The following is a 22,639-nucleotide window of genomic DNA, read 5'->3' as shown; positions in this document are numbered from 1 at the left end:
ACCGAGGGCCATCTTCCACTGTCGGAGGTTCGGCGTGCCAAGGAGAACCAGGAAACTACTCCCCCTGCTGGCGGCGCTCATCACGCTGGCCGGACTCATGATCGTCGTCATCACCCCGTCCACGTCGAGCGCGGCAGGCCACGAGGACTGTCGTCCCGACGGGCTGTACCGGACACCCGGCGTCGACACCCCCTACTGCACCGTCTACGACACCGCGGGCCGCGAATCCCTGGGAGAAGGGCATTCCCGCCGCGTGATCGGCTACTTCACCAGCTGGCGCACCGGAAAGAACGGTGCACCGGCCTATCTGGTCAACAACATCCCGTGGTCGAAGGTCACCCACCTCAACTACGCGTTCGCCCACGTCGACGCGCAGAACAAGGTGTCGGTCGGCGCCCCGAGCGCGACCAACGAGTCCATCGGCATGGAATGGCCGGGAGTGCCGGGCGCCGAGATGGATCCGTCGTTGCCCTACAAGGGACATTTCAACCTGCTGACCAAGTACAAGAAGCAGAACCCCAACGTGAAGTCGCTGATCTCGATCGGCGGCTGGGCCGAGACCGGCGGCTTCCTCAATCCCGACGGCACCCGTAACGCCTCGGGCGGCTTCTACAAGATGACGCAGACTCAGGCTGGTATCGACGTCTTCGCGGATTCCGTCGTGGAGTTCCTGCGCGCCTACGGTTTCAACGGCGCGGACATCGACTACGAGTACGCCACGTCGGCGAGCTACGCCGGAAACCCGGACGACTACTGGATCGCGCAGTCCAACCGCGGCACCCTCTGGGCGGGCTACGAGAACCTGATGCGCACGCTGCGCGAGAAGCTCGACAGGGCGGGCGCCGCCGACGGCAGGCACTATCTGCTGACGGCCGCCGTGCCCGCGTCCGGCTGGTTGCTGCGCGGCCAGGAGGTCTACGGCGTCACGCGGTATCTCGACTACGCCAACATGATGAGCTACGACCTGCACGGCGCGTGGAACCAGTTCGTCGGGCCGAACGCGGCGCTCTACGACGCCGGCAACGACGCGGAACTCGCGCACTGGCAGGTGTACACGACACCGCAGTACGACGGGCAGGGTTATCTCAACACCGACTGGGCCTATCACTACTTCCGCGGTGCCATGCAAGCCGGCCGGATCAACATCGGCGTCGGCTTCTACACCCGAGGCTGGCAAGGTGTGTCCGGCGGAACGAACGGGCTGTGGGGCAAGGCGCCACTACCGGACCAGAAACAGTGTCCACCGGGCACCGGATCCCAGGTCGGTTCGACGGTGCCGTGCGGTAACGGCGCGATCGGCATCGACAACCTCTGGCACGATCTGGGCCTGGCCGGCGGCGAGGTCCCCGCGGGCGCGAACCCCATGTGGCACGCGAAGAACCTCGAGAACGAGATCACCCCGGACTACCTGGAGGCGTACGGGCTGACCCCGAAGACCGACCCGACGGATCGGGTCTCCGGAAGCTACAACAGACACTACGACAACACGATGGTGACACCGTGGCTGTGGAACAACGACAAGAAGGTGTTCCTGTCCACTGAGGACGAAGCCTCGCTCGCCACGAAGGCCAAGTACGTGGCCGACAAGGGCATCGGCGGCATCATGATCTGGGAACTGGCTGGCGACTACGCCTTCGACGAGGCCAAGGGCCAGTACTTCATGGGCGACACGCTGATCACGAAGATCAACGACGGCCTGCGCGGCGCCGCCCCGTACGGCAACACCAAGTCGTCGCGCCCCGCGCCGTCGTCGGTGCTGAACGCGAACGTCAACCTGACCGGATTCGCGCTGGGCGACGCGAACTACCCGATCACCCCGCGGATGCGCGTCACCAACAATTCGACCACCACCATCCCCGGCGGAACGAAAATCGAGTTCGACTACGGCACCAGTGCGCCCGGCAGCATGTCCGACCAGTCCGGTTTCGGCCTGACGGTCACGAGCAAGGGCCACAGCGGGCCCAACGTCGGCGGGATGAAGGGAGACTTCCAGCACGTCGCGGTGACCGTGCCGACCTGGCAGAACATCGCGCCGGGCGCGACGGTCGAGATCCGGCTGAACTACTACATGCCGATCGCGTCGCCGTCGAACTTCACGTTCACCTTCGGCGGGACGACGTACGCGATCGCGTCGGACCACCCGCGTGGCGGCGGTGCCCCGCCGACATCCACCACACCCACCACGACAACCGGTACGACAACCACCACCACGACCAGTCCGACGACGACGCGGACGACCACGACCACCCCGACCACGACCACCCCGACGACGACCACCACGGTGCCGTCCGACGCGTGGAAGCCGAACACCGACTACGCCACCGGTGCTCGCGTGACCCACAACGGCGCGGCCTACGTATGCCGTCAGGGCCATCGGTCCCTGCCCGGCTGGGAGCCGCCGAACGTGCCTGCCCTCTGGACCCCCGCCTGACAGAGCCCGGCAGCGCGCTAGGAACGGTCCTTTCCTTGCGAATTTCGCAAGGAAAGGACCGTTCATGGCGTCCGGATGTCATGAACGGGTCGTTCGGGACACATCGGGAAGCGGTCAGTAACGCCCGGCGGTCAACGTGTCGAAGTCCGGGAAGTCCCCGGCCAGTGTCTCGCCGGTGAAGTTGCCGACCCAGCCGCCGTCGTCGTGAAAGAACCGGATGGACACGTAGTCGGGTCGTGTGCCCATGTCGAACCAGTGCGTGGTGTTCGCGGGCACGCTCAGCAGGTCTCCCGCCTCGCACAGCACCGCGTACACTTTGCCGCCGACGTGCAGGTAGAACACGCCGGACCCACGCGCGAAGAAGCGGTCTTCGTCATCGTCGTGCGTGTGCTCGGCGAGGAACTTCTGCCGGGCTTCGGCGGCTTCGGCCGCCCAGCCGGGCTCGTCGGACGGGGTCATGCGGACGGCGTCCACGAAGGTGTAACCCTCGGCCGCCGAAACCTTGCCGATCGGCTCCTCGTAGGCGGCCAGCACCTGCTCGGGCGTCACGTCGCGCGGCAGGTCCGGGACGAGGTCCCAGCGTTGGAAACGGACACCGAGCCGCCCCAGTTCCCCGGTGATCACGGCCGGATCCTCGGTCCTGAGCGCGATCTCGTCGGGCCGGTCGTCCGGCCACACCGTCAGCAGGGTCATCGCACTCCCCTTTCTCGACCGACAAGTCTTGTCTCTACCCGGAACCGGAGCAACCACTCCAAACATTCCAGACGGTGGCGAGCGTGGCGCAGGTCATCGCCCCAGACGTAGATCCCGTGCCGCGCGACGATCACCGCCGGCGTGTCCGCCCGGAACCCCGCCTCGAACGCGTCACCGAGGACGCGCATGTCCTGGCCGTTGGCGATCACCGGGATCGTCACCAGGTCGTCGTGCGCGGCCCTGCCGAAGCCCTTGAGCATCTCCAGGTCCCGCAGTTCGACGCCGTCCGGCCAGTGTTCGGCGGCCACCACCGGCGCGAGCGCGTGCACGTGGATCACCGCGCCCGCGCCCGACACCGCCGCGATCCGGGCATGCAGTCCCGCCTCGGCCGAGGGCACCTTCTCCGGATGCGGCTGGTCGGCGACGGCCAGCCCGTCCTCACCGACCACCACGACGTCGTCGCTGGTCAGCTCGCCTTTGTCCCGGCCGCTGACGGTGACGGCGACCCGCAGCGGAGCACGGCCGAGCACCACCGAGAGGTTGCCCGACGTGCCCCGCATCCAGCCCAGCCCGGCGAACCGGGCGGACTCCTCGGCCAGCGCGCGCCCGGCGAGTTCCAGGACACTCGGTGTATTCACTGACGGACGACCTTCACCTCGTCGAACGTCCGGATCGTCCGGTGCGTCCCGAAATCCGCGTCGCCGAACGGCTCGCCGTCGCGGGCGAGGCCGACGGTCTGCCAGCCGTCGGCGGCGGCGCCGTCGAGTTCGGCCGGGACGTCGGAGAAGAACACGATGTCACCCGGCTCGGCCTCCAGTGCGGAGGCGATCGCGCGGTACGACGGCGCCTCCCGCTTCGGCCCGGCGTTGACGGTGTCGAAATGCTTCTCGAACAGGCCGGTGACGTCGCCGTCGGTGGTCCGCGAGAACGACGCGATCTGCCCCGCGACCGAACCGGACGAGAACACCGCGAGCCGCAGCCCGGACTCGTGCCACGACCGCAGCGCCGGGGCGACGTCGCCGAAGAACTCCGTCGTGAGGTCGCCGTCGGCGTACCCCTGCTGCCAAATGAGACCCTGCAACGTCTTCAGCGGCGCGATCTTCTGGTCCGCGTCCATCCAGCCGTGCAGCACCCGAACGACGTCCACTGTGGACGCGTCCGCCGGGAGCCCGCCGAGTTCCTTGATCCGGGCGACGGCACCGGCGACCTCGGGGTCGTCCGGGTGCTCGTCGATCCACGGGCCCAGCCGCGGGCGCGCGTAGTCGTAGAGGGTCACGTGCACGTAGCTGGTGGCGGTCAGCGTGCCCTCGATGTCGAGGACCACCCATCGGGCGGTCAGCGTTGCGGTCACTGGTTCGCTTCCCCTTCTGCGTAGTACTCGCGGAGCCGCCGGGGCTCGAAGGCCCCGCGGTCGGTCACCACCGAGGTCACGAACCGCGGTGGTGTCACGTCGAAGGCCGGATAGTGGCCCCGTACGCGTTCGCTCGCGACTCGGTGGCCGAGCGCGCTCAGCACCTCGTCGCCGTCGCGGTATTCGATCGGCACGTCGGCGCCGGTCGGCGCGGCCTGGTCGGGCGCCTGGACCATCGCGTGGAACGGCACGCCGAACGCCTCCGCCGCCACCGCGAGCCCCAGCGTGCCGATCTTGTTGACGACGTGGCCGTCCATGGTGACCCGGTCGGCCGCGGTCACCAACGCGCCGACCTCCCCCGAGGACAGCACCGCGGCGCCCATCCCGTCCGTGATCAAGCGGGTGTCGGCACCCATCTCGGCGAGCGTCTCGGCGGTCAGCCGCGCGCCCTGCAGGTACGGCCGGGTTTCCGTGCAGAGGAAGGAGAACTCCTTGCCGTGGCGTCGCGCGGCCAGCACGAATTCGACCAGGTACAGATCCGCCCAGCAATGCGTCAGCACGGTCGCCCCGTCCGGCACCAACGCGGCCGCGTGCTCACCCAGCGCGCGGCTGCGCGACCGATACAATTCGTCACCTGCTTGCGCACCGGCCGTAGCGGCTTCGACGAGGTCGCCTGCCGATTCGTCTACTTCGGACAGTACGGCGGCGACGGCCTTGCGCAGATGGTTGTTGGTCTTGCGGGTCGCGACGATCCGCTCCCCCGCCCGCTCCAGGTACGCCCGCGGGTCCGCGAGCCCGGACGCCTCGCGCGCCGCGAGCACCATCGCGCCCAACGCGGCGAAGTACGGCCCGGAAGACTGCGTGACCATCTCTTCGATGGCCACCGCCACCTCTTCCGAAGTCCGGCACAGCACCCATTCCCGTTCGAACGGGAAGACCCGGCGGTCGAGGATGTGCACGCCTTCGTCGTCGAGGCGGACGCTTTCGGCGAGGATCGGCAGCGTCATCAGCTGTACCCCGAAAGGCACGGCGGGATCCCGTTGAGGAAGTGGTCGCCGACCTCGCGCGCCTTGTACGTCACGGGGTCGTGCAAGGTCAGCGTGCGGGCGTTGCGCCAGAAGCGATCGAAGCCGTACTTCGTCGCGGTGGCCCGCGCGCCGGTGAACTCGAAGACCTTGCTCGTGGTCTCGACGGCGGCCCGGCTCGCGACGATCTTCGCCGACGAGATCGCGATCGCCGCTTCGGCACGCTCGGCCGGGGTCAGCTCGAATCCGCGCTCGTCGGCATCGCCGAGCGCGGAAACCGCGGCGTCGACGGCGAACCCGGCCGCCCGCGCGGTCGCGACCAGCTCGCCGTATCCGGCCAGGATGTACGGATCCTGCGTCGCTTTGTCCACATCGGACAATGTCCAGGGCCGCGCGGTCTCGCGGGTGTACACCGCGGCCGCGTCCAGCGCGCCGACCGCGAGGCCGACGTACACCTGCGCGAGCATGAGCTGGAAGCCGATCGCCGCCAGGGAGATCCGGGGCACCTTCGGATCGGACTGGTCCTCCGGCTGGGTGCCGAGCACGTCGTCGGCGGCGATCCGGACGGCCTCGAACCGCACCGCGCCGCTCGCGGTGAGCCGCTGGCCGATGTTGTCCCATTCACCGGGGAAGGTGATCCCGTCGGCCCGCGCGTCGACGACGAACGTCAGCTTGTCGCCGTTGTCCGTCCTCGTCGCGCTGACCACCAGACGGTCGGCGACGGCCGCGCCGGTGGCGAAGGTCTTCGTGCCCTCGACGGTGAACCCGCCGTCGGCCGGGGTCAGGAGCAGGGCGGCGTCGAGCGGGTTGCTCACGCCCGCCCAGAACCAGCCCGGCTCGCTCGCCGCGCGCGGCCCGAACAGGCCGGTGCGCCACAGCTGCAGGTAGTGGTAACCGAGCAAATGGCCGACCGACGCGTCCGCGGCGGACACGATCCGGGTGGCCTCGTTCGCGGCCGCCCAGCCGGCGGTGTCGAGCAAGGGCAGCAGCCCGGACTCGCGCAGCAAGCCGACTTCCTCGACCGGGAGGCGTCCGGCGAGGTCCCGCTCGGCCGCGTCCGCCGCCAGGGTGCTCGCCAGCTCGAGCGCCGCTTTTCGCCACACTTCGGTCATTCCGCCCCTTCCACGTCGATGAGAGCGTCGAGCGCCACGCGGGTCGCCCTCGCCACCCCGGCGGCCACGACGTCGCGGTGCGGGTCGTAGGCCGACGGGTCGGGGTGCTCGGGCCGCGCGTCGCCGTCGATCACGAGCACACCACCGGCCCGCAGGCCGCGCAATGCCGCGAACACCAGCAGCGTGGAGAGTTCCATCTCAATGGCGATCACCCGCGCGGCCAGGTACTCGGCCATCGGGAGGGTGAGCACCAGCGGGCTGAACGCGGCCCGCGTCCACACCACGCCCCGGTGCGCGTCCGGTGCCTCGCGGCTCAGCGCCACGACGATCTCCGGGGTGGCGAACGCCGGGTACTCGGGGTGGATCAGCTGCTGGGTGACGCCGTCGTCGCGGACGGCGGCCTCGGCGATGACGAGGTCGCCGTCGGTGATCCCCTCGGCCAGCGAACCGGCGGTGCCGAGCCGGAGGAAGGTGCGGACGCCCGCCTCGGCCAGCTCGCCGAACTGGCACAACGCGCCGGGCCCGCCGACTCCGTGCGACGACACGACGACCGGGACGCCCTTCCAGGTGCCGGTATAGGTCCGGTACTCGCGGTTCTGTCCGACGAGAGCGGAGTCCACCAGCGATTCGGCCACCGCCGTCGCGCGGTCCGGATCACCCACGACGAGGGCGCGCGGCGGCAGTCCGTGCCGGGGGATCTTGGTGATGGGCAGGACGTCGCTCACGCGGGCTGTCCTCTCTTGCGCTTGAAATTGGACAGGAACAGCGCCACTAGCGTGACGACGTACGGGGCGGCATCGGTGGCCTGTTGCGGCAACCCGATCCCCTGGAGCCGGAAGCCGAACGCCTCGGCGAGGCCGAACAGCAGCGCCGCGAGCAGCACCCCGAGCGGATGCGCGCGGCCCAGCATGACCGCCACGACGGCGATCCAGCCGCGGCCCGCGGTCATGTTCTCGGCGAACAGCGTCACCGAGCCCAGCGCCAGCTGCGCACCGCCGAGACCGCACAGCGCTCCCCCGGCGAGGATCACCCCGTAGCGGTACTTGATCACGTTGACGCCGAGGCTGGAGGCGGCCTCCGGGCGCTCGCCGACACCGCGCAGCCGCAGGCCCCACGGATGCCGGTACAGCAGGACCGCGAGCGCGGGTACGGCCAGCCAGGACAGGTAGACCAGCAACGACTGCCCGGGAATCGGCCCGAACTGACCCAGCCCCTGCAACGAGGGGTCGCTGAACGAGCCTTCGGTGCCGAACACGGTGCGGATGAGGAAGCTCGTCAGGCCGACCGCGAGCAGGTTGCTCGCGACGCCCAGCACGATCGGGTCGCCGTCGAAGGTGATCGAACCGATCGCGAGGATCAGCGAGTACGCCGTCGCCGCGATCACCGCCACGACGACGCCGATCCAGGCGCTGCCGGTGTACCAGCTCCCGGCGACGGCGCCGAAGCAACCGACCAGGAGCGAGCCCTCGAGCGAGATGTTGAAAACCCCGGCCCGCTGGCACAGCGCGCCCGCGAGCGCGGCGAACAGGATCGGTGTCAGCGCGGTGAGCGCCGAGGAGAACAGGCTCGCGTCGATCATGCCCGCTTCCCCTTCCGCTTGAAGACCCCCGAGGCGGCCGCGAGGAAGATGATCAGCACCGCCTGCAGGACCGCGGTCAGCTCGCGCGGGACCTGGGTGGCCCGTTCCATCGCGAATCCGCCGCTGGTCAGCGCCGCGAAGAACACCGCCGCGAGCAGGGTCCCGAGCGGGCTGGCCCCGGCGAGCAGTGCCGCGAGCAGGCCGATCCAGGTGTATTGCGGCGTGATCAGCGCGCCGTCGATGAACCGGTACGGGAAGCCGAGGACGGCGATCGCGCCGACCAGTCCGGCCGTCCCGCCCGAGGCGGCCAGCAGCCGCAGGGTGACTTTCGGCCGGTCGATCCCGGCGTAGGCGGCGAACCGCGGCGCCCAGCCGGTCACCTTCGTCTCGAAGCCGGCGGGGGTGCGGGCGTCGATCACCGTGTAGACCGCGATCACCGCCACCACCAGGAAGATCCCGGTCGTCACGCCGTCGATTTCGGGCAGGCGCGCGCCGTCGGGCAGTTGCGGGCTCTGCGGCAGGCTGGACCCGGCGTCCTTCAACGGGAACCGCACCAGATACCCGGCGAGCGACATCGCCGGATAGCTCAGCAGCAGCGTGCTGATCAGCAACGGGACGCCGAGCCGGTTTTCGCAGACCGCGGCCAGCGCGGCGTACGCGGCTCCCGCGAGGATGCCCGCGAGCAGCGCCAGGATCACCTTGACCGGCCCGGGACCGGGCACGTACAGGCCGACGGCGAGCGCGCCGACCGCGCCGAGCACCAGCTGTCCCTCACCGCCGAGGTTCACCATGCCGGCGCGCAGCGGGATCGCGAGCGCGGTCGCCATTCCCGCGACGGGGACGGCGTAGGCCAGGGTGTCGCCGATGCCGTCGGGGCCGAACGCGCCGGAGACGATCGCGCCGTACGCGGCCAGCGGATCGGTTCCGGTGGCCAGCAGCAGGATCGCGCCGAGGACGAGCGCCGCGGCGACCGGGACGGCGACGAGACGGACGCGGGTCATCCGGCACCTCCGGCCATCGCGAGGCCGATCGTGTGCTGATCCGCCTCGTCCTTGGTGAACTCCGCGACGATCCGGCCCTCGAACAGCACCAGCACCCGATCCGACAACGCGAGGATCTCGCTGAGCTCGGCGGAGATCAGCAGGACGGCGTGTCCGGCATCGCGATGGGCGACGAGCCGGGCGTGGATGTTCTCGATCGCGCCGACGTCGACACCGCGGGTGGGCTGTTCGACCAGCAGGAAGGGCGCGTCGTGGGTGAGTTCGCGGCCGAAGATCGCCTTCTGCTGGTTACCGCCGGACAGCGTGCCCATCGCGGCGGCGGGGCCGGACGCGCGGACGTCGTAGTCCTCGATGATCGCCGACGCGTGCTCGTCGATCGCCTTGCGACGCAGGAATCCCTTGCGCACCAACGGGCGTTTGCGGTGAAAACCGACGGCGAGGTTCTCCCTGAGGCCCGCCGTGGGCGCCGAGCCGACCTCGGCGCGATCTTCCGGGACATGGGCGAGCCCGGCATCCCTTCGCGCACGGACCGACAGCCCGTCGAGACTCTGTCCATTGAGGACGACGGTGCCGCCGGTCGTCCGGAGACCGGTGATGGCGTCGGAGAGCTCGGCCTGCCCGTTGCCCGCGACCCCGGCGACGCCGACGATCTCCCCCGCGCGCACGGTCAGGAAAACGTTGTCCAGCAACGGTTTTCCTTCCGCTCCGGGAACGGTCAGAGAGCGTGCTTCGAGGACGGTGTCCCCTGGTGTCCCGGCCGGATGCACGCGGTCGAGGTCGACCACGCGCCCGGTCATCGCCGCGGCCAGCCCGGCGGCCGTCTGGTCCGCGGTGCGCCCGAGCGCGCTGACTCGGCCGTCCCGCAGCACCGTGACGTGGTCGCTGACGGCGAGGACCTCCTGGAGTTTGTGCGACACCAGCAGGATCGTGCGATCCTCGGCGGCGAGGGCACGCAGCACACCGAACAGCCGCTCGGTCTCGGGCGGGGTCAGCACGGCGGTCGGTTCGTCGAGGATCAGCACGCCGGCCTCGCGGTACAGCAGTTTGAGGATCTCGACGCGCTGCCGCAGGCCGACCGGAAGGTCGCGGACCCGGTCACCCGGTCGCAGCCGCAGTCCGTGTCGTTCGATCAGCTCGCTGACACGGGCCGTCGCCGCCTTGCGGTCCAGCAGGCCGCGGCGCGTCGGCTCGCTGCCGAACACGACGTTCTCGGTGACGGTGAGTTCACCGAACAACGCGAACCCCTGCTGCACCATGCCGACACCGGCGTCGATGGCCTGTGCGGGCGAACCGAAGGAGACTTCCTTGCCGTGCAAGGAGATCGTGCCCTCGTCGGGTCGGTGCAGACCGTAGAGCACGGACATGAGCGTCGATTTGCCCGCGCCGTTCTCGCCCATCAGGGCGTGGATCTCGCCGCTGCCGACGTCGAGGTCCACGTGGTCGTTCGCGAGCACTCCGGGGAACCGCTTGACGATCCCCCGGAGTGAGACGGCGTCAGGACTTGGCGGGGTCATCGACGACGATCGCGCCCGAGATGATCTGGTCCCGCAGCTCGCCGACCTTCGCCAGCACGTCGGGGTGGCTCGCGACGACGCACTGTGACGTCGCCGCGTCCGGCTCCAGCCCGGTCAGGGAGATGCCCTTCTCCTTGACGCCGTAGGACTTCGTCTCGCCGGTCTTGCCGCCGAGGATCGCCTCGACCCCGTCGCCGACAACGACGTTGGTGCGCTTGATGACGTTGTCCACGACCTGCCCCGGACTGGCCGGGCACTGGTTGGCGTCGACGCCGAACGCGAAGAACTTGCCCTGTTTCGCGGCCTCGAACACGCCGAGGTTGCCCGCCGCGGAGGCCGCGCCCATGACGTGGTCGACGCCCTGACCCGCCAGCGTGGTGGCCAGCGCCTTCGCGCGGGCCGGATCGTTGAACGGGTTCGCTCCGCCGATGAACAACGGGGCCAGCGTGGTGCCGGGTTTGGCCTTCTCCGCGCCCTGCCCGAACGGGATCGAGTAGCGGCGGAACTGGGGCGTGTCGAGTACGACGACCGCGCCGACCTTGCCGGATTTGCTCAGCAGCCCGGCTTCGGCACCGGCGAGGTAGCTGCCCTCGTGCTCACGGAACACCGCGCAGGTGACGTTCGGGAAGGGTTTGGTGGTGCAGGAATCCACGAACAGGAACTTCTGCTCCGGGTTGCGCTCGGCCTCGGCCGCGATCGCGTCGGCGAAGTTGAAGCCGACGGCGACGATCACGGCCGGCTTCTCGCGCACCGCGGCCGCGAGATTCTGCTGGATCGAGGCCGGATCGGTGCTCTGGTAGACCTTCTGCGTCCCGTTGTGCTTCTTGGCCGAGTCCTCGATGCCCTGGACGGCGAGCTTGAGGAAGTCGTTGACACCGACCGGGCTCGGCGTGATCAGGACCAGCGCCGGCCCGGCGGCGTTTTGCGCGGCCGGGTCCTTGGCCGAGGCGTTGCACGCGGCGAGGAGCGTGACGGCGGAAACGGCCATGACGGCCCGCAGGAGGGTTCTCGGCGACATGTCCCGGACTGTATGTCTCCGGTCCACGATATGACACCGATTCCCACCATGCGGAACCGTGTAGGTCGTTATACGTCGCCCGGATCCGCCCCGAGCACAGTCCCGTGCCGCGAACGGTGGAGGCCGGCGGTGCGGCGCAGGGTGAACCGGTCGATCTCGGCGCCGTCGTTGCGCAAGGTCCGCACGGTCAGCGTCGTCCGGCGGCCGGGCCAAGCGGGCTCGACGTCGATGGCGAGAAACGAGTATCCGGTGTAGCGCACCCGCGACCAGGACACGGTCTCGGTCACCTTCTCGCCGCCCTTGACCCAGTGGTACGACTCGAACTCCCCCGCGAACGTGTCGGGCACCGGGAAGCTGTAGAGGCTCTTCCCGCCGCCACCGCAGGTCGCGTACACGGTGCCGTCGCGATCCGGCTCGACGGTGTCGCCGATCTCGACCTCACGGGTCACCTTGCCCCCACGCAGGGCGTCGGTCCGCTCGTAGATGTGGTTGTGCCCGTTGATCACGAGGTCGACCCGGAACTCGTCGAACAGCGGGACCCACTGCTCGCGGACGCCGCCCTCGGAGGCGTGCTGGTTCGTAGTCGAGTAGGCGCAGTGATGGAAGAACACCACGACGAAGTCGATGTCCGGCTGCGAGCGCAGGTACCGCAGGCGCCGCTTGAGCCACGCCGTCTGGGAGCCGTGCGAGTAACCGAGGTTGGCGGGAATCTCGTAGGAGACGTCGTTGGCGTCGAGCGAGATCACCCCGACGTTGCCGTAGATGAACGAGTACACGCTGGGACAGTCGTGCGGACCGCCGCCGGGGAAGTCCCAGCGTTTGAGCTGGCCGCCATAGCCGTCCGGGGAGTAGAGGGCCTCCATGTCGTGGTTGCCGGTGGTGACCATCCACGGCACCGACGCCGCGACGCCCTCGATCTGGCGGTAGTAAGCGTCCCAGACCTCGGGGTCGAAGAGGTCGTGGTCCGCGTCGGGCTTGGACCCGGGCGGCTTGCCAGCACCACTCGGATCGGCGTACGCGATATCGCCGGCCAGCAGGTGAAAGCGCGGATTCTGTCCCGCGACGGCGCCGTCCTGCGCGAGCGCCGTCGTCGAAACGCCCTGGTCGCCGAACGCGGTGAAGGTGAACTTGCCCGCCGGAACACCCCGCGCGGGCGCGGTGGTGAACGTCGAGATCGCGGCAGGCCCGCCGTCACCCGACGCCGGGTCGAAACCGTCGTGCCCGACGGCGTACCGATAGGTGTGGCCGGGCCAGAGGTGATCGGCCTCGGCGTGCAGGTAGTACTGGTCGTACGGCGCGATGACCCCGGCGACCTCGGAATGCAGCGCGCGGACCTCGGCCGGAATCCGGTGACTCCAGCCGCCATGACCGTCGGCTATCCGCAGGAACGGCTTCCGCACCGGCGCCGGCACCTGCACCTGCCACGCGACCCGCATCGACGTCCGCGGATTCCGGCCGAACGCCAGATGCCGCCCCGCCGGGACGACCTTGTCGCCGTCGGCGTACGCGGTGCCCTGCAAGAGAAGCGGCCCGGCGGCGAGGAGGGCACCGGTTCCCTTGAGCATCGAGCGGCGGCTCAGGTACTCGTGTTGTTCGGCCATCGTGAGGTGCGAGGCCAGCGCGTCGGGCACACCGACCCTGGGGATTTCCATGCGCGGGATACTCGCCGACGCAGATGTTCGGCTCGCGACGGTGAAACGAACGGGAGTGGTCGAGCTGCCCAGGACCGGCTCAAGGAATTCTCAAGCGGGCTTTACCCTTTCAGGCTTTCGCGAGGCCGCATTTAGTCGACTAATTGCGGCACGCTCGCTTTCCGCGACCTCCATGCGAGGCATAATCACCCTTCAGCGTTGTTCACACATTTCGCTTGTCGCTTAAAATTACGAACACCTGTTCGACGGAATTGCGCTATCATGGAGAGGTGTCCGAGACCTTCCTTCCTGAGTTTCCGCAGGAGTTGTGGCGCGCCGGCAAGCTGGAGCTTGCCCATGGCGTGCAGCAGTCCTTGCAGGTGATTCGGATGGCTACCGCCGGGTTGGGGCAATACCTGGCGGAGATCGAGTCTCGGGGCATCAAAGACTTGTTCGGCTACGGTCGTACGGATAAGTGGTTCGCCGATATCGCGGGCTTGTCGGTCGGCGAAGCACGTGCGGTGGTAAACCGGGCCATCGCGTTGAACCCGACCCGGGCTCTGGATGGTACCGAGGTTCCCGCCATTGCTCCCGCGACCGCCGCGGTGGCCGCGGAGGGGTTGGTCGGGGACGAGCGGATCGATCAGATCCTGGAGATCCTGAAGAAGCTCCCCGCCGACACCTCCGCCGAGGACCGGGCGAGTGCGGAGAAGATCCTGGCCGACCTGGCCCCGAACGCCGGGCCACGACAGTTGGTGGACGCCGAAGCGAAACTGCTGGGCTGGCTGGACCCCGACGGCAACGAGCCCAAAGAGCCCGAGCCCAAGGAACCGCGCCGCGAGATCACCTTGGAGCGCCGGAAAGACGGCTTCTGGAAACTGACCGGTCTCCTCGACGACGAGACCGGAGCCCGCACCGCCGCCGCCCTGGAGGCCTACGCTCAGCCGCGCCCGGTGGACGAGTTCGGACAAGCAGATCTGCGGATGAAGTGCGAGCGCCTGGGTGATGCGTGGGTCGACATCCTGGATCTGGCGATCGCGTGCCCGGACCAGCCCGGCACCAGCGGCTATCGGACGTTGGTGAACGTCACCATCGGCCTTGAGGAACTCAAGTCGGGCCTCGGGACTGCGTGCCTGGACTTCGTCGGGACGATGACCGCCCGGGAAGCCCGGCTGGCCGCCTGCGACTGCCTAATGCTCCCGGTCGTGATGAGCGCCGCCGGCGAACCCCTCAACGTCGGACGACTACGGCGCTTCGTCACCCCAGGCCAGCGCCGGGCGTTGAACATCCGCGACGGGGGCTGCGCGTTCCCCGGCTGCCATCGCAAGCCGAAGAACTGCCACGCCCACCACATCGAGCACTGGGCAGACGGCGGCCCGACAGATCTCCGGAACCTGGTGCTGCTCTGCGGATTCCATCATCGGTTGATTCATCACGGGGACTGGGAAGTACGAATGGCCGCCGATGGGTTACCGGAGTTCATCCCGCCCCAATACCGAGATCCGCTCCGACAACCCCGACGCAACACCCTCCACCACCGCTGAACCCCGAGGAGCCCGCCAGCCACACCGGCGACGGGCCCCTCGCCATGCCCGATGCTCCGTGAAGGCCTCCTTGCCTACCCTGAGGGTAGCGAAGGAGGCCTTCACTACCTGCCGGACAACACTGGGATCTCGACTGAAGTACATGAAGGCCCCCTTCCTTGCGCCTGACGCAAGGAAGGGGGCCTTCATGTACTCGGGAAGGTGCGAAGGTCGAGTTTCCTTGGCTAAGCCGAGGGAAGGGGCCCTTCACGCGCACCGTTGTGACTGGCAATGCCGCTGAGACCCGTGAGAGTGGCTCGTTCCGTGAAGGGCCCCTTGAGGGACCCAGAGTCCCTCAAGGGGCCCTTCACGGACCCGGCCGCCTCAAACCCCCGAATCAGCACCCGATACTTGCGTGACAGGACCGATGACGCCCGACCGGGTCATCCAACGCCCCGAAATCCACCCGATGATCCCCAGCCACAGCGCATCTGGCCCCATGATCATCGAATCCGTCCGAATGCGAACCTAACGCTCACCCCGGACGGTGCGCCGCAGCTTCGGCACCCGCTCGTACAACGTCCGCTCCGCTCCGTGCTGCGTCGGTTCGTAGTAATCCCGGCCGACCAGTTCGTCCGGTGGATACTGCTGTGCCAGCACGCCTTCCGGCACTTTCTGCGGATGCCGGTAGCCCTTCGCGTTGCCGAGTTTCTCCGCCCCCGCGTAATGCCCGTCCCGCAGATGCGGCGGCACCGTGCCGATTCGCCCGGACCGGACGTCGCTGAGCGCGGCGTCGATGCCGGTGATGACGGCGTTCGACTTCGGCGCCGTCGCCAGGTGCACGGTCGCCTGTGCCAGCGCGAGACGACCTTCCGGCATCCCGATGAACTGCACCGCGTGTGCCGCCGCGATGGCCGACTGCAGTGCCGTCGGATCGGCCATGCCGATGTCCTCGCTCGCGTGCACCACCAGGCGGCGGGCCAGGAATCGCGGGTCCTCCCCCGCTTCGATCATCCGCGCCAGATAATGCAGCGCGGCGTCCACATCGGACCCGCGGATGGATTTGATGAACGCGCTGATGACGTCGTAGTGCTGATCGCCATCGCGGTCATAGCGCACCGCCGCTTTGTCCACAGTGGACTCGACGATGGCGAGGTCGATCGTCTTGGCCTCGGTCGCGCTCGCCGCGTCGGCGGCCGCTTCCAGTGCGGTGAGCGCGCGCCGCGCGTCGCCGGAGGCCAGCCGCACCAGATGTGCCCGCGCGTCTTCGGTCAGGGTGAGTTCGCCGCCGAGACCGCGTTCGTCGGCCAGCGCCCGGTCGATCAACGCGACGATGTCGGCGTCGGTCAAGGGCCGTAACTGGAGCACCAGCGACCGCGAAAGCAGCGGCGAGACGACGGAGAACGACGGGTTCTCCGTGGTGGCGGCCACCAACAGCACCGTCCGGTCTTCGACGGCGCCGAGCAGGGCGTCCTGTTGTGTCTTGGAGAACCGGTGGACCTCGTCGATGAACAGCACCGTGTTCTCGGCGTTGTAGTTCCGGCGACGGCGGGCCTCTTCGATGACGCCGCGCACTTCCTTCACCCCGGCCGACAGCGCCGACATCGCCACGAACCGGCGGCCGGTCGCGGCCGAAACGAGGTTCGCCAGCGTGGTCTTGCCCGTCCCCGGCGGACCGTAGAGCAGCACGGAAGCGGGAGCCGCGCCTTCGACGAGCCGCCGCAGCGGCGCGCCCTCGCGCAGCAGATGCTGCTGGCCGACGACCTCGTCGAGCGACCGCGGCCGCATCCGCACCGCCAGCGGTGAGCCCGCCGGAACGGCGGTGTCCCTCGGCTCGGCCTGCTCCGGAGGCGGCCCGAGGTCGGGGTTCACGGTGAAGAGTTCGTCCTGTGCCACGGTGTCGACGGTAGCCGTAGCCACCGACGGTTCCGGCCACAGGTCAGCGCAGCCGCTCCCGGAATGAGTGCCACATGATCACGGCCGCGTACGGCACGAACTCGCGGCCCCGCCGCCACACCCACGGGACGCCCTTGAGCACCAGCCAGCCGACGTGCCCGGCGGTGCTCGGTTCGACCCCTCCCGAGCAGGTCAGGCTGACCGGCCGCGGCACCGCGAACCCGGCTTCGGCGAGCCGTTCGGTGAACCCGGTGGCCAGCATCCGGTGCCCGAGTTCCGACGGGTGCAGCCGGTCGACGCTCCACGCGGTGAGGTCGTAGGCACCGGGCAGCAGTTCGAGGTCGAGGCACGGCACGCCCTCGCGCTCGACGACGCCGGCGATGGCGGCGTTCAGTTCGGCCACCCGCTCGCTCAGCGCGCGCCGCAGCGACCCTGGGAGGCGGAACACCTTGCCGTGGTCGTGATAGCGCACGGGGACCACGGTGGTGCCGACGGCGGCCAGTGAACGGATCACCTCGGTGAGGTCCGCGGCGATCTTCTCGGCGCTGAAATCGGGGCGCAGGGTGTCGTTCATCCCCGCCACCACCAGCGCGACGTCCGGCCGGTGCGCCACGGCCGCGGGGAGCTGCTCCGTCAGCACGCATCCCATGCGCGCTCCGGTGAACGACGGGTTCAGGTAGCCGTCCGGCTCGACGCCCAGCGCTTCGGCGACGAGCGGGCCGACCCCGCGCCAGCCGCCTCGGTTCGGCAGCGGGTCGCCGAGGCCCACGGCCGTGGAATCGCCGAGCACGACCAGTCTGCGAGCGGACCGCGGTACGGCCGGGGCAGGAGGAAGGAGAGGTTCGGGACTCGGAGTGACTTCGACACTGATCACGGTCACGGTAGCCACCATCGGCCACGCAGACTCACCAGCGGTGATGCCTGGGTAACGCGACGAGGACGGTCGAGCGAAAAGTCCGTGCGGCGGCTACCGGAACGCCGGGTAGAAGGCGAGGTCCGCGTGCGGCCCCAGCCTGGCCCCGAGCGCCGCGGCGACCCTGGTGGCGTGCTCGGAGATGTCCGTGAGGCGGGCACGCAGCGATTGCTTGGCCAGTTCCCGCCACCAGGTGACCAGCGCGGCCTCCTGGCTGATCGGCGTGGCGTGCCGCTCCAGATCCAGCTCCGGGAGGATCTCCCAGGTGATCACCCACAGCAGGAGCAGCTGACCGTCCATCAGGTGCTCGGCCAGCGCGTCTTCGTCCGCGAGCCCCGGCCAGACCGAGACGACCTCGGACCGCCAGGCCGCGATCATCGCCTCGCTCATTCCCGGCGGCAGCGCCAGCGCGTCCGCGCTCGACGCGAACGGGAGCCGCAGGTACGCCACGTCCATCAGGGTGCTGCGCACCCGGCCGCGTTCGAAGTCGAGGAATCGCACCCCGTCGCTGGTCACGAGGTTGTTGTCCGGGCTGAGATCGACCGGGCTGAACGCGCGGTAAGACGGTGAGCCCGCCCGCTCGGCGACCTCCATGACCCGCCGTTGCACCGGCTCCGGGGTCTCGACGTCGAGCAGTTCCTCAAGCAGCCCCGGCAGTTGCGCGCAGACCGCGGGCAGCGGCGCGTCCTCGTTCTTGACCGGGCCGCCGAGACGGCGCAGCAACGCGTTGAAATCGGGTTCGCGGCTCGCCGTGCTCGCGTGCAGCCTGCCGAGCGACCGAGCCCAGGACAGCAGCGCGCGCTCGGCGCCGCGAGCGTCACGGGCGTGGAGCTTGTCGTGCAGCGTCGGGACGCCGCCGAGGTCCTCGATCACCAGGACGCGGTACCGGCCGTCGTGCGCCAGCAGCTCCGGGCAGATCCGGTCCTCCGGCGCGAGCGCGGTGAACAGCTGGTAGCTGACCGCCTCCTGCGCGAACGGATCCGGTCGTCCCGGTTCGGGTGGATCGGGGTAGTGCTTGATGACCAGCGTGCGCGGCAGCGCGAACGGTGACGTCGCCACTCGCGCCCGCACGACCGTCGCCGGACCACTGCCGTCCAGGTCTTCTGGGGCTACGAGAGTGATCGCGCTGCCGAAGCGGCGCGAAAGGACCGACTCGCCGGCAGCGACCGCCGCTGCGACGGCGAGAGTTTCGGCTCCAGCTCCGACGGTCGAATCGTCGGCAGAGGAGGTATCGACTGTCATTGCCACCGACCCTACTCGTGACTGAGCAACCATGACCACTGAGATCCGGGCAATCGCGCGCACTGGCGCGATCTGGGACTCATCCGCGTGAAAGCGGACGTTCCGTCACCCTCGATCGTTGCCCACGACGGCGCAATGTCAGCACAATGGCCGCAGCTGCAACGATTCCGATGAGATTGACCAGCAGCTGACCGGCCGAATAAAGGCACCGTTCCCACTGACCGGCAACCGCCGCGACCACCGCGTAACCCGCCGCGGGAACCGTCGTCACCGAGATGAACACACCCACGAGCGCGGCGGATTTGGCCGAAGTCATGGAAAGCATCCCGGCCGCACCGGCGAGCAGTGCGACGATGAGCGACGCGATTCCCACCTGGTAAACGAAATCCACCTCGTGGTTGTCCAAGAGCTTGCTGACTTCGAGCACGCCGGTGGCGTTGCCCACCAGAACCACACCGAGGGTGATCACCATCGCGATCGGGAAGCCGCCGAGCAGCGCGACGGCGCCCTGCTTCACGAGATCTCCCCGCCGGAGCACCAACCCGACGGCGATGGCCGCGAGCGGGCCGAATTCCGGCCCCACGACCATGGCGCCGACGATCGTGACCGACGAGTTGGTGAGCACCCCGACCGACGCCAGCAGGCAAGCGATGGTCAGGAACGCCTGAAACGTCCAGGTGAGCCGGGACTCCTCGCCGGAGCGGCCGACGAGTTCCTGCCACACGACGGCGTCCGCGCCTTCGCCCGGCGCGGCTTCCTCAGCCTTGTCCGCGGCGTCGGACACCGCGGTGTCCAGCGCTTCCAGCGTAATGCCGCCGGTGTGGTCGAGATCGAGCCCGCACAGCGACTCGATGATCTCGTCGGTCGCCTCCCGGGCGATGTCCGCTTCGATCAGGTCGCCCTCGGGCGCGACCGCCACCCCGTGATGCACGACGAGGTGCGCGGTCCCGGAGTGTGCCCGCAGGATCCGGATCGCTTCCTCGGTCCGGTCCGGCGGGCACACGGCCCTGAGGTGGAGCATCAGTTCTTGACGGGCGGCGCGGGCTTGGCGTCGATGCCCGCTTCCTTGCGCTGCTCCGCCGTGATCGGCGCGGGAGCGGCGGTCAGCGGGTCGAACCCGCCGCCGGTCTTCGGGAACGCGATCACGTCACGCAGCGACTCGGCCTTGGCCAGCAGCATGACGATCCGGTCCCAGCCGAACGCGATCCCGCCGTGCGGCGGCGGGCCGAAGGCGAAGGCGTCGAGCAGGAAGCCGAACTTCTCCTGCGCCTCCTCCTCGCCGAGGCCCATCAGCTCGAAGACCTGCTTCTGCAGTTCCTGCTGGTGGATACGGATCGAGCCGCCGCCGATCTCGTTGCCGTTGCAGACGATGTCGTAGGCGTAGGCAAGCGCGTTGCCGGGGTCGTCGGCGAGTTTGCCGATCCACTCCGGGGTCGGCGAGGTGAAGGCGTGGTGCAGCGCCTTCCACTTGCCGCCGCCGACGGCGACGTCGTCGGACTCCTCGGCCGAGATGAACATCGGGAAGTCGACGACCCAGACGAACGACCAGGCGTTCTCGTCGATCAGGCCGAGACGGCTGCCGATCTCCAGGCGGGTGGCGCCCAGCAGGGCCCGCGCGTCGGCGGCCTTGCCCGCGGCGAAGAAGACGCAGTCGCCGGGCTTGGCGCCGACGGCTTCGGCGACCGTCTCGCGCTCCTTCTCCGACAGGTTCTTCGCGACCGGGCCGCCGAGCGTGCCGTCCTCGTTCACCAGGATGTACGCGAGCCCGCGGTGCCCGCGCTGCTTGGCGAAGTCCTGCCAGGCGTCGAGGGTGCGGCGCGGCTGGTCGGCCCCGCCCGCCATCACGACGGCGCCGACGTACGGCGCCTGGAACACACGGAACGGGGTGTCGGCGAAGAACGCCGTCATGTCGGTGAGCTCGAGGTCGAAGCGCAGGTCCGGCTTGTCCGAACCGTACTTCTCCATCGCCTCGGCGTAGGAGATGCGCCGGAACGGCCGGGGGATCTCGGCCCCGATCAGCTTCCACAGCGCCGTCACGATGTCCTCGCCGAGGGCGATGACGTCGTCCTGCTCGACGAAGCTCATCTCGATGTCGAGCTGGGTGAACTCCGGCTGCCGGTCGGCGCGGAAGTCCTCGTCCCGGTAGCAGCGCGCGATCTGGTAGTACCGCTCGAGCCCGCCGACCATGAGCAGCTGCTTGAACAGCTGTGGTGACTGCGGGAGCGCGTACCAGGAACCGGGCTTGAGCCGGGCCGGGACCACGAAGTCGCGAGCGCCCTCGGGGGTGGAACGGGTCATCGTCGGGGTCTCGACCTCGACGAACTCCTGCGCGTGCAGCACCTCGCGGGCGGCGCGGTTGACCTCGCTGCGCAGGCGCATCGCGGCCGCGGGGCCGCTGCGGCGCAGGTCGAGGTAGCGGTGCTTGAGGCGCACCTCCTCGCCGACGTCGACCCTGTCGTCGATCGGGAACGGCAGCACGGCGGCCTCGGACAGCACCTCGAGCTCGGTGACCAGCACCTCGATCTCACCGGTGGGGATCTCGGCGTTGGCGTTGCCCTCGGGGCGCTTCGAGACCTCGCCGACGACGCGGACGCAGTATTCGGAGCGCAGCTGGTGGGCGCGCTCGGCCATTTCGCCTTCACGGAAGACGATCTGGCTCACGCCGCCGGCATCGCGCAGATCGATGAAGATGACGCCGCCGTGATCGCGCCGCCGAGCCACCCATCCGGTGAGGGTGACCGTCTGACCGGCGTGCTCGGCACGCAAGGTGCCGGCTTTGTGGGTGCGAAGCACTGCGGGTGCTCTCCTTCGGCATCACGATTCTGCGATTCGACGGCTTTTCGCCGACGTCAAAGGCTAACGAATCGCCCCGGATGCCTCGCGACCAGGTACAAGCCCGGTGTCTTCAGGGGCTGTGGGCGGAGCCGAGGTCTTGCCCGGAACGTGACCATAGGCGTGAACCCGCCCGGCCGAAGGCCCCGCTATCGCGGTGGCAGGGCGCCTTCACCACCTTCACGACGTGAAAGACCAGATTGCGCCCTGCCGACGTCGATCGCGGACGCGGGTTCACCTGCCGACGCTCAGAGCGTCGGCCAGGACTCCAGCGCCGCGACCATCCGCCGGGTGTGCGCCAGATAGTCGCGTACGGACAGGACCCGGCCGTCGATGTTCTCCAGCAGCCAGCCCGAGGCCGCCTCCTTCGACGCGAAGAACTGTGTGCAGACCAGCGCCTCGACGTAGTCCTGGCCGAGCGCGAGGTCGATCCCGGACAGTCGCGACGCGGCGACGACGGCGTGCGGCGGATCGACGCTCAAGACCCTCTCGCGGGTGAAGTGGACGCGGACGCGTGCTCCGGTCGCCGGGCAGACCGAATCCGCGTGCACCGGTTCACCGGTGGCGACGGCCAGCAGGAACAGGTCGACCCGGTACCGGTCGGAGCCCGCGCGCTCGGCCGGGCGCGAGCCGCGGTCCATCACGACCAGGCCGTCGCGGATGACGAAACCCATCAGATCCATCAGGCGGTGAGCTTCGTCCGGGGCCATGCCGACGGTGGCGGCGAGTCTGCCGATGGCGATGGGGTGTCTGCCCGCTCTGGTCAGCTTGGTCGCGGCCCAGGCGATGCGGACAGCGGCGGTGCGATCCGTACGGGTGGTCAACAGGCACCTCCTCGCCTTCGTCCCTTTGAGATTAAGCACGAAAGGGATTTCCGC

At 69.2% G+C, this 22,639-nt stretch carries 19 protein-coding genes; 2 read left to right on the top strand and 17 right to left on the bottom strand.

Translation table 11 applies throughout. The features are described 5' to 3' along the window. Window positions 1–34: 34 nt before the first annotated feature. The gene (locus DL990_RS10860) at window positions 35–2,431 is read left to right on the top strand and encodes a glycosyl hydrolase family 18 protein (RefSeq protein WP_125798594.1); all 2,397 of its coding nucleotides are present in this window, start codon (window positions 35–37) and stop codon (window positions 2,429–2,431) included. Window positions 2,432–2,545: 114 nt separating this feature from the next. Here DL990_RS10860 and DL990_RS10855 read toward each other — a convergent pair whose 3' ends face one another. From DL990_RS10855 to DL990_RS10805, 11 genes are all read right to left on the bottom strand, one after another. Then, window positions 2,546–3,124, bottom strand: a complete 579-nt coding sequence (locus DL990_RS10855; RefSeq protein ID WP_125787990.1) for an acireductone dioxygenase — start codon at window positions 3,122–3,124, stop codon at window positions 2,546–2,548. Then, window positions 3,121–3,762: a methylthioribulose 1-phosphate dehydratase gene (gene mtnB, locus DL990_RS10850; RefSeq protein ID WP_125798593.1), complete on the bottom strand. Its 642-nt coding sequence runs from the start codon at window positions 3,760–3,762 to the stop codon at window positions 3,121–3,123. The genes DL990_RS10855 and mtnB overlap by 4 nt, the downstream gene beginning before the upstream one ends. Then, window positions 3,759–4,475 carry an acireductone synthase gene (gene mtnC, locus DL990_RS10845; protein WP_125798592.1) on the bottom strand — a complete coding sequence of 239 codons (717 nt, stop codon included), beginning with the start codon at window positions 4,473–4,475 and terminating at the stop codon, window positions 3,759–3,761. Before mtnC ends, mtnB begins: the two co-directional genes overlap by 4 nt. Further along, on the bottom strand, window positions 4,472–5,482 hold the full coding sequence (locus DL990_RS10840; RefSeq protein WP_125798890.1) for a methylthioribose-1-phosphate isomerase: 1,011 nt from the start codon (window positions 5,480–5,482) through the stop codon (window positions 4,472–4,474). Before DL990_RS10840 ends, mtnC begins: the two co-directional genes overlap by 4 nt. After that, the gene (locus DL990_RS10835; protein ID WP_125798591.1) at window positions 5,482–6,612 is read right to left on the bottom strand and encodes an acyl-CoA dehydrogenase family protein; all 1,131 of its coding nucleotides are present in this window, start codon (window positions 6,610–6,612) and stop codon (window positions 5,482–5,484) included. Before DL990_RS10835 ends, DL990_RS10840 begins: the two co-directional genes overlap by 1 nt. Then, on the bottom strand, window positions 6,609–7,337 hold the full coding sequence (locus DL990_RS10830; RefSeq protein ID WP_125787994.1) for a nucleoside phosphorylase: 729 nt from the start codon (window positions 7,335–7,337) through the stop codon (window positions 6,609–6,611). Before DL990_RS10830 ends, DL990_RS10835 begins: the two co-directional genes overlap by 4 nt. Continuing rightward, window positions 7,334–8,191, bottom strand: coding sequence for an ABC transporter permease (locus tag DL990_RS10825; RefSeq protein ID WP_125798590.1), 858 nt, complete (start codon window positions 8,189–8,191; stop codon window positions 7,334–7,336). Before DL990_RS10825 ends, DL990_RS10830 begins: the two co-directional genes overlap by 4 nt. Further along, window positions 8,188–9,192, bottom strand: coding sequence for an ABC transporter permease (locus tag DL990_RS10820; protein WP_125798589.1), 1,005 nt, complete (start codon window positions 9,190–9,192; stop codon window positions 8,188–8,190). Before DL990_RS10820 ends, DL990_RS10825 begins: the two co-directional genes overlap by 4 nt. Continuing rightward, complete coding sequence (locus tag DL990_RS10815) at window positions 9,189–10,706, bottom strand: ABC transporter ATP-binding protein (RefSeq protein WP_233620436.1); 1,518 nt, start codon at window positions 10,704–10,706, stop codon at window positions 9,189–9,191. Before DL990_RS10815 ends, DL990_RS10820 begins: the two co-directional genes overlap by 4 nt. Continuing rightward, window positions 10,687–11,724 carry a BMP family ABC transporter substrate-binding protein gene (locus DL990_RS10810; RefSeq protein WP_233599085.1) on the bottom strand — a complete coding sequence of 346 codons (1,038 nt, stop codon included), beginning with the start codon at window positions 11,722–11,724 and terminating at the stop codon, window positions 10,687–10,689. Before DL990_RS10810 ends, DL990_RS10815 begins: the two co-directional genes overlap by 20 nt. A gap of 68 nt (window positions 11,725–11,792) precedes the next feature. Next, on the bottom strand, window positions 11,793–13,376 hold the full coding sequence (locus tag DL990_RS10805) for a metallophosphoesterase family protein (RefSeq protein WP_125798588.1): 1,584 nt from the start codon (window positions 13,374–13,376) through the stop codon (window positions 11,793–11,795). A 269-nt stretch (window positions 13,377–13,645) separates the two neighbouring features. Here DL990_RS10805 and DL990_RS10800 point away from each other — a divergent pair, with 269 nt between their 5' ends. Beyond that, on the top strand, window positions 13,646–14,899 hold the full coding sequence (locus DL990_RS10800; RefSeq protein WP_125798587.1) for an HNH endonuclease signature motif containing protein: 1,254 nt from the start codon (window positions 13,646–13,648) through the stop codon (window positions 14,897–14,899). A gap of 507 nt (window positions 14,900–15,406) precedes the next feature. Here the strand turns inward: DL990_RS10800 and DL990_RS10795 are convergent. From DL990_RS10795 to merB, 6 genes are all read right to left on the bottom strand, one after another. After that, entirely contained in the window at window positions 15,407–16,774 is a 1,368-nt protein-coding gene (locus DL990_RS10795) for a replication-associated recombination protein A (RefSeq protein WP_125787998.1), read from the bottom strand. 43 nt (window positions 16,775–16,817) lie between these two features. Continuing rightward, on the bottom strand, window positions 16,818–17,666 hold the full coding sequence (locus tag DL990_RS10790; protein ID WP_125793727.1) for an SGNH/GDSL hydrolase family protein: 849 nt from the start codon (window positions 17,664–17,666) through the stop codon (window positions 16,818–16,820). A gap of 75 nt (window positions 17,667–17,741) precedes the next feature. Continuing rightward, window positions 17,742–18,929, bottom strand: a complete 1,188-nt coding sequence (locus DL990_RS10785) for a phosphotransferase (protein WP_125788000.1) — start codon at window positions 18,927–18,929, stop codon at window positions 17,742–17,744. A 79-nt stretch (window positions 18,930–19,008) separates the two neighbouring features. Further along, window positions 19,009–19,950 carry a DUF389 domain-containing protein gene (locus DL990_RS10780; RefSeq protein ID WP_125788001.1) on the bottom strand — a complete coding sequence of 314 codons (942 nt, stop codon included), beginning with the start codon at window positions 19,948–19,950 and terminating at the stop codon, window positions 19,009–19,011. After that, window positions 19,950–21,722, bottom strand: coding sequence for an aspartate--tRNA ligase (gene aspS, locus DL990_RS10775; protein WP_125788002.1), 1,773 nt, complete (start codon window positions 21,720–21,722; stop codon window positions 19,950–19,952). Before aspS ends, DL990_RS10780 begins: the two co-directional genes overlap by 1 nt. Before the next feature lie 287 nt (window positions 21,723–22,009). After that, window positions 22,010–22,585 (bottom strand): organomercurial lyase, encoded by a 576-nt coding sequence (gene merB, locus DL990_RS10770; RefSeq protein ID WP_125788003.1) that lies wholly within the window; start codon window positions 22,583–22,585, stop codon window positions 22,010–22,012. Window positions 22,586–22,639 lie beyond the last annotated feature (54 nt).

Source organism: Amycolatopsis sp. WAC 01416, from assembly GCF_003947485.1.
Lineage (GTDB): Bacteria > Actinomycetota > Actinomycetes > Mycobacteriales > Pseudonocardiaceae > Amycolatopsis.
This window is presented reverse-complemented; position numbering and strand designations above follow the sequence as displayed.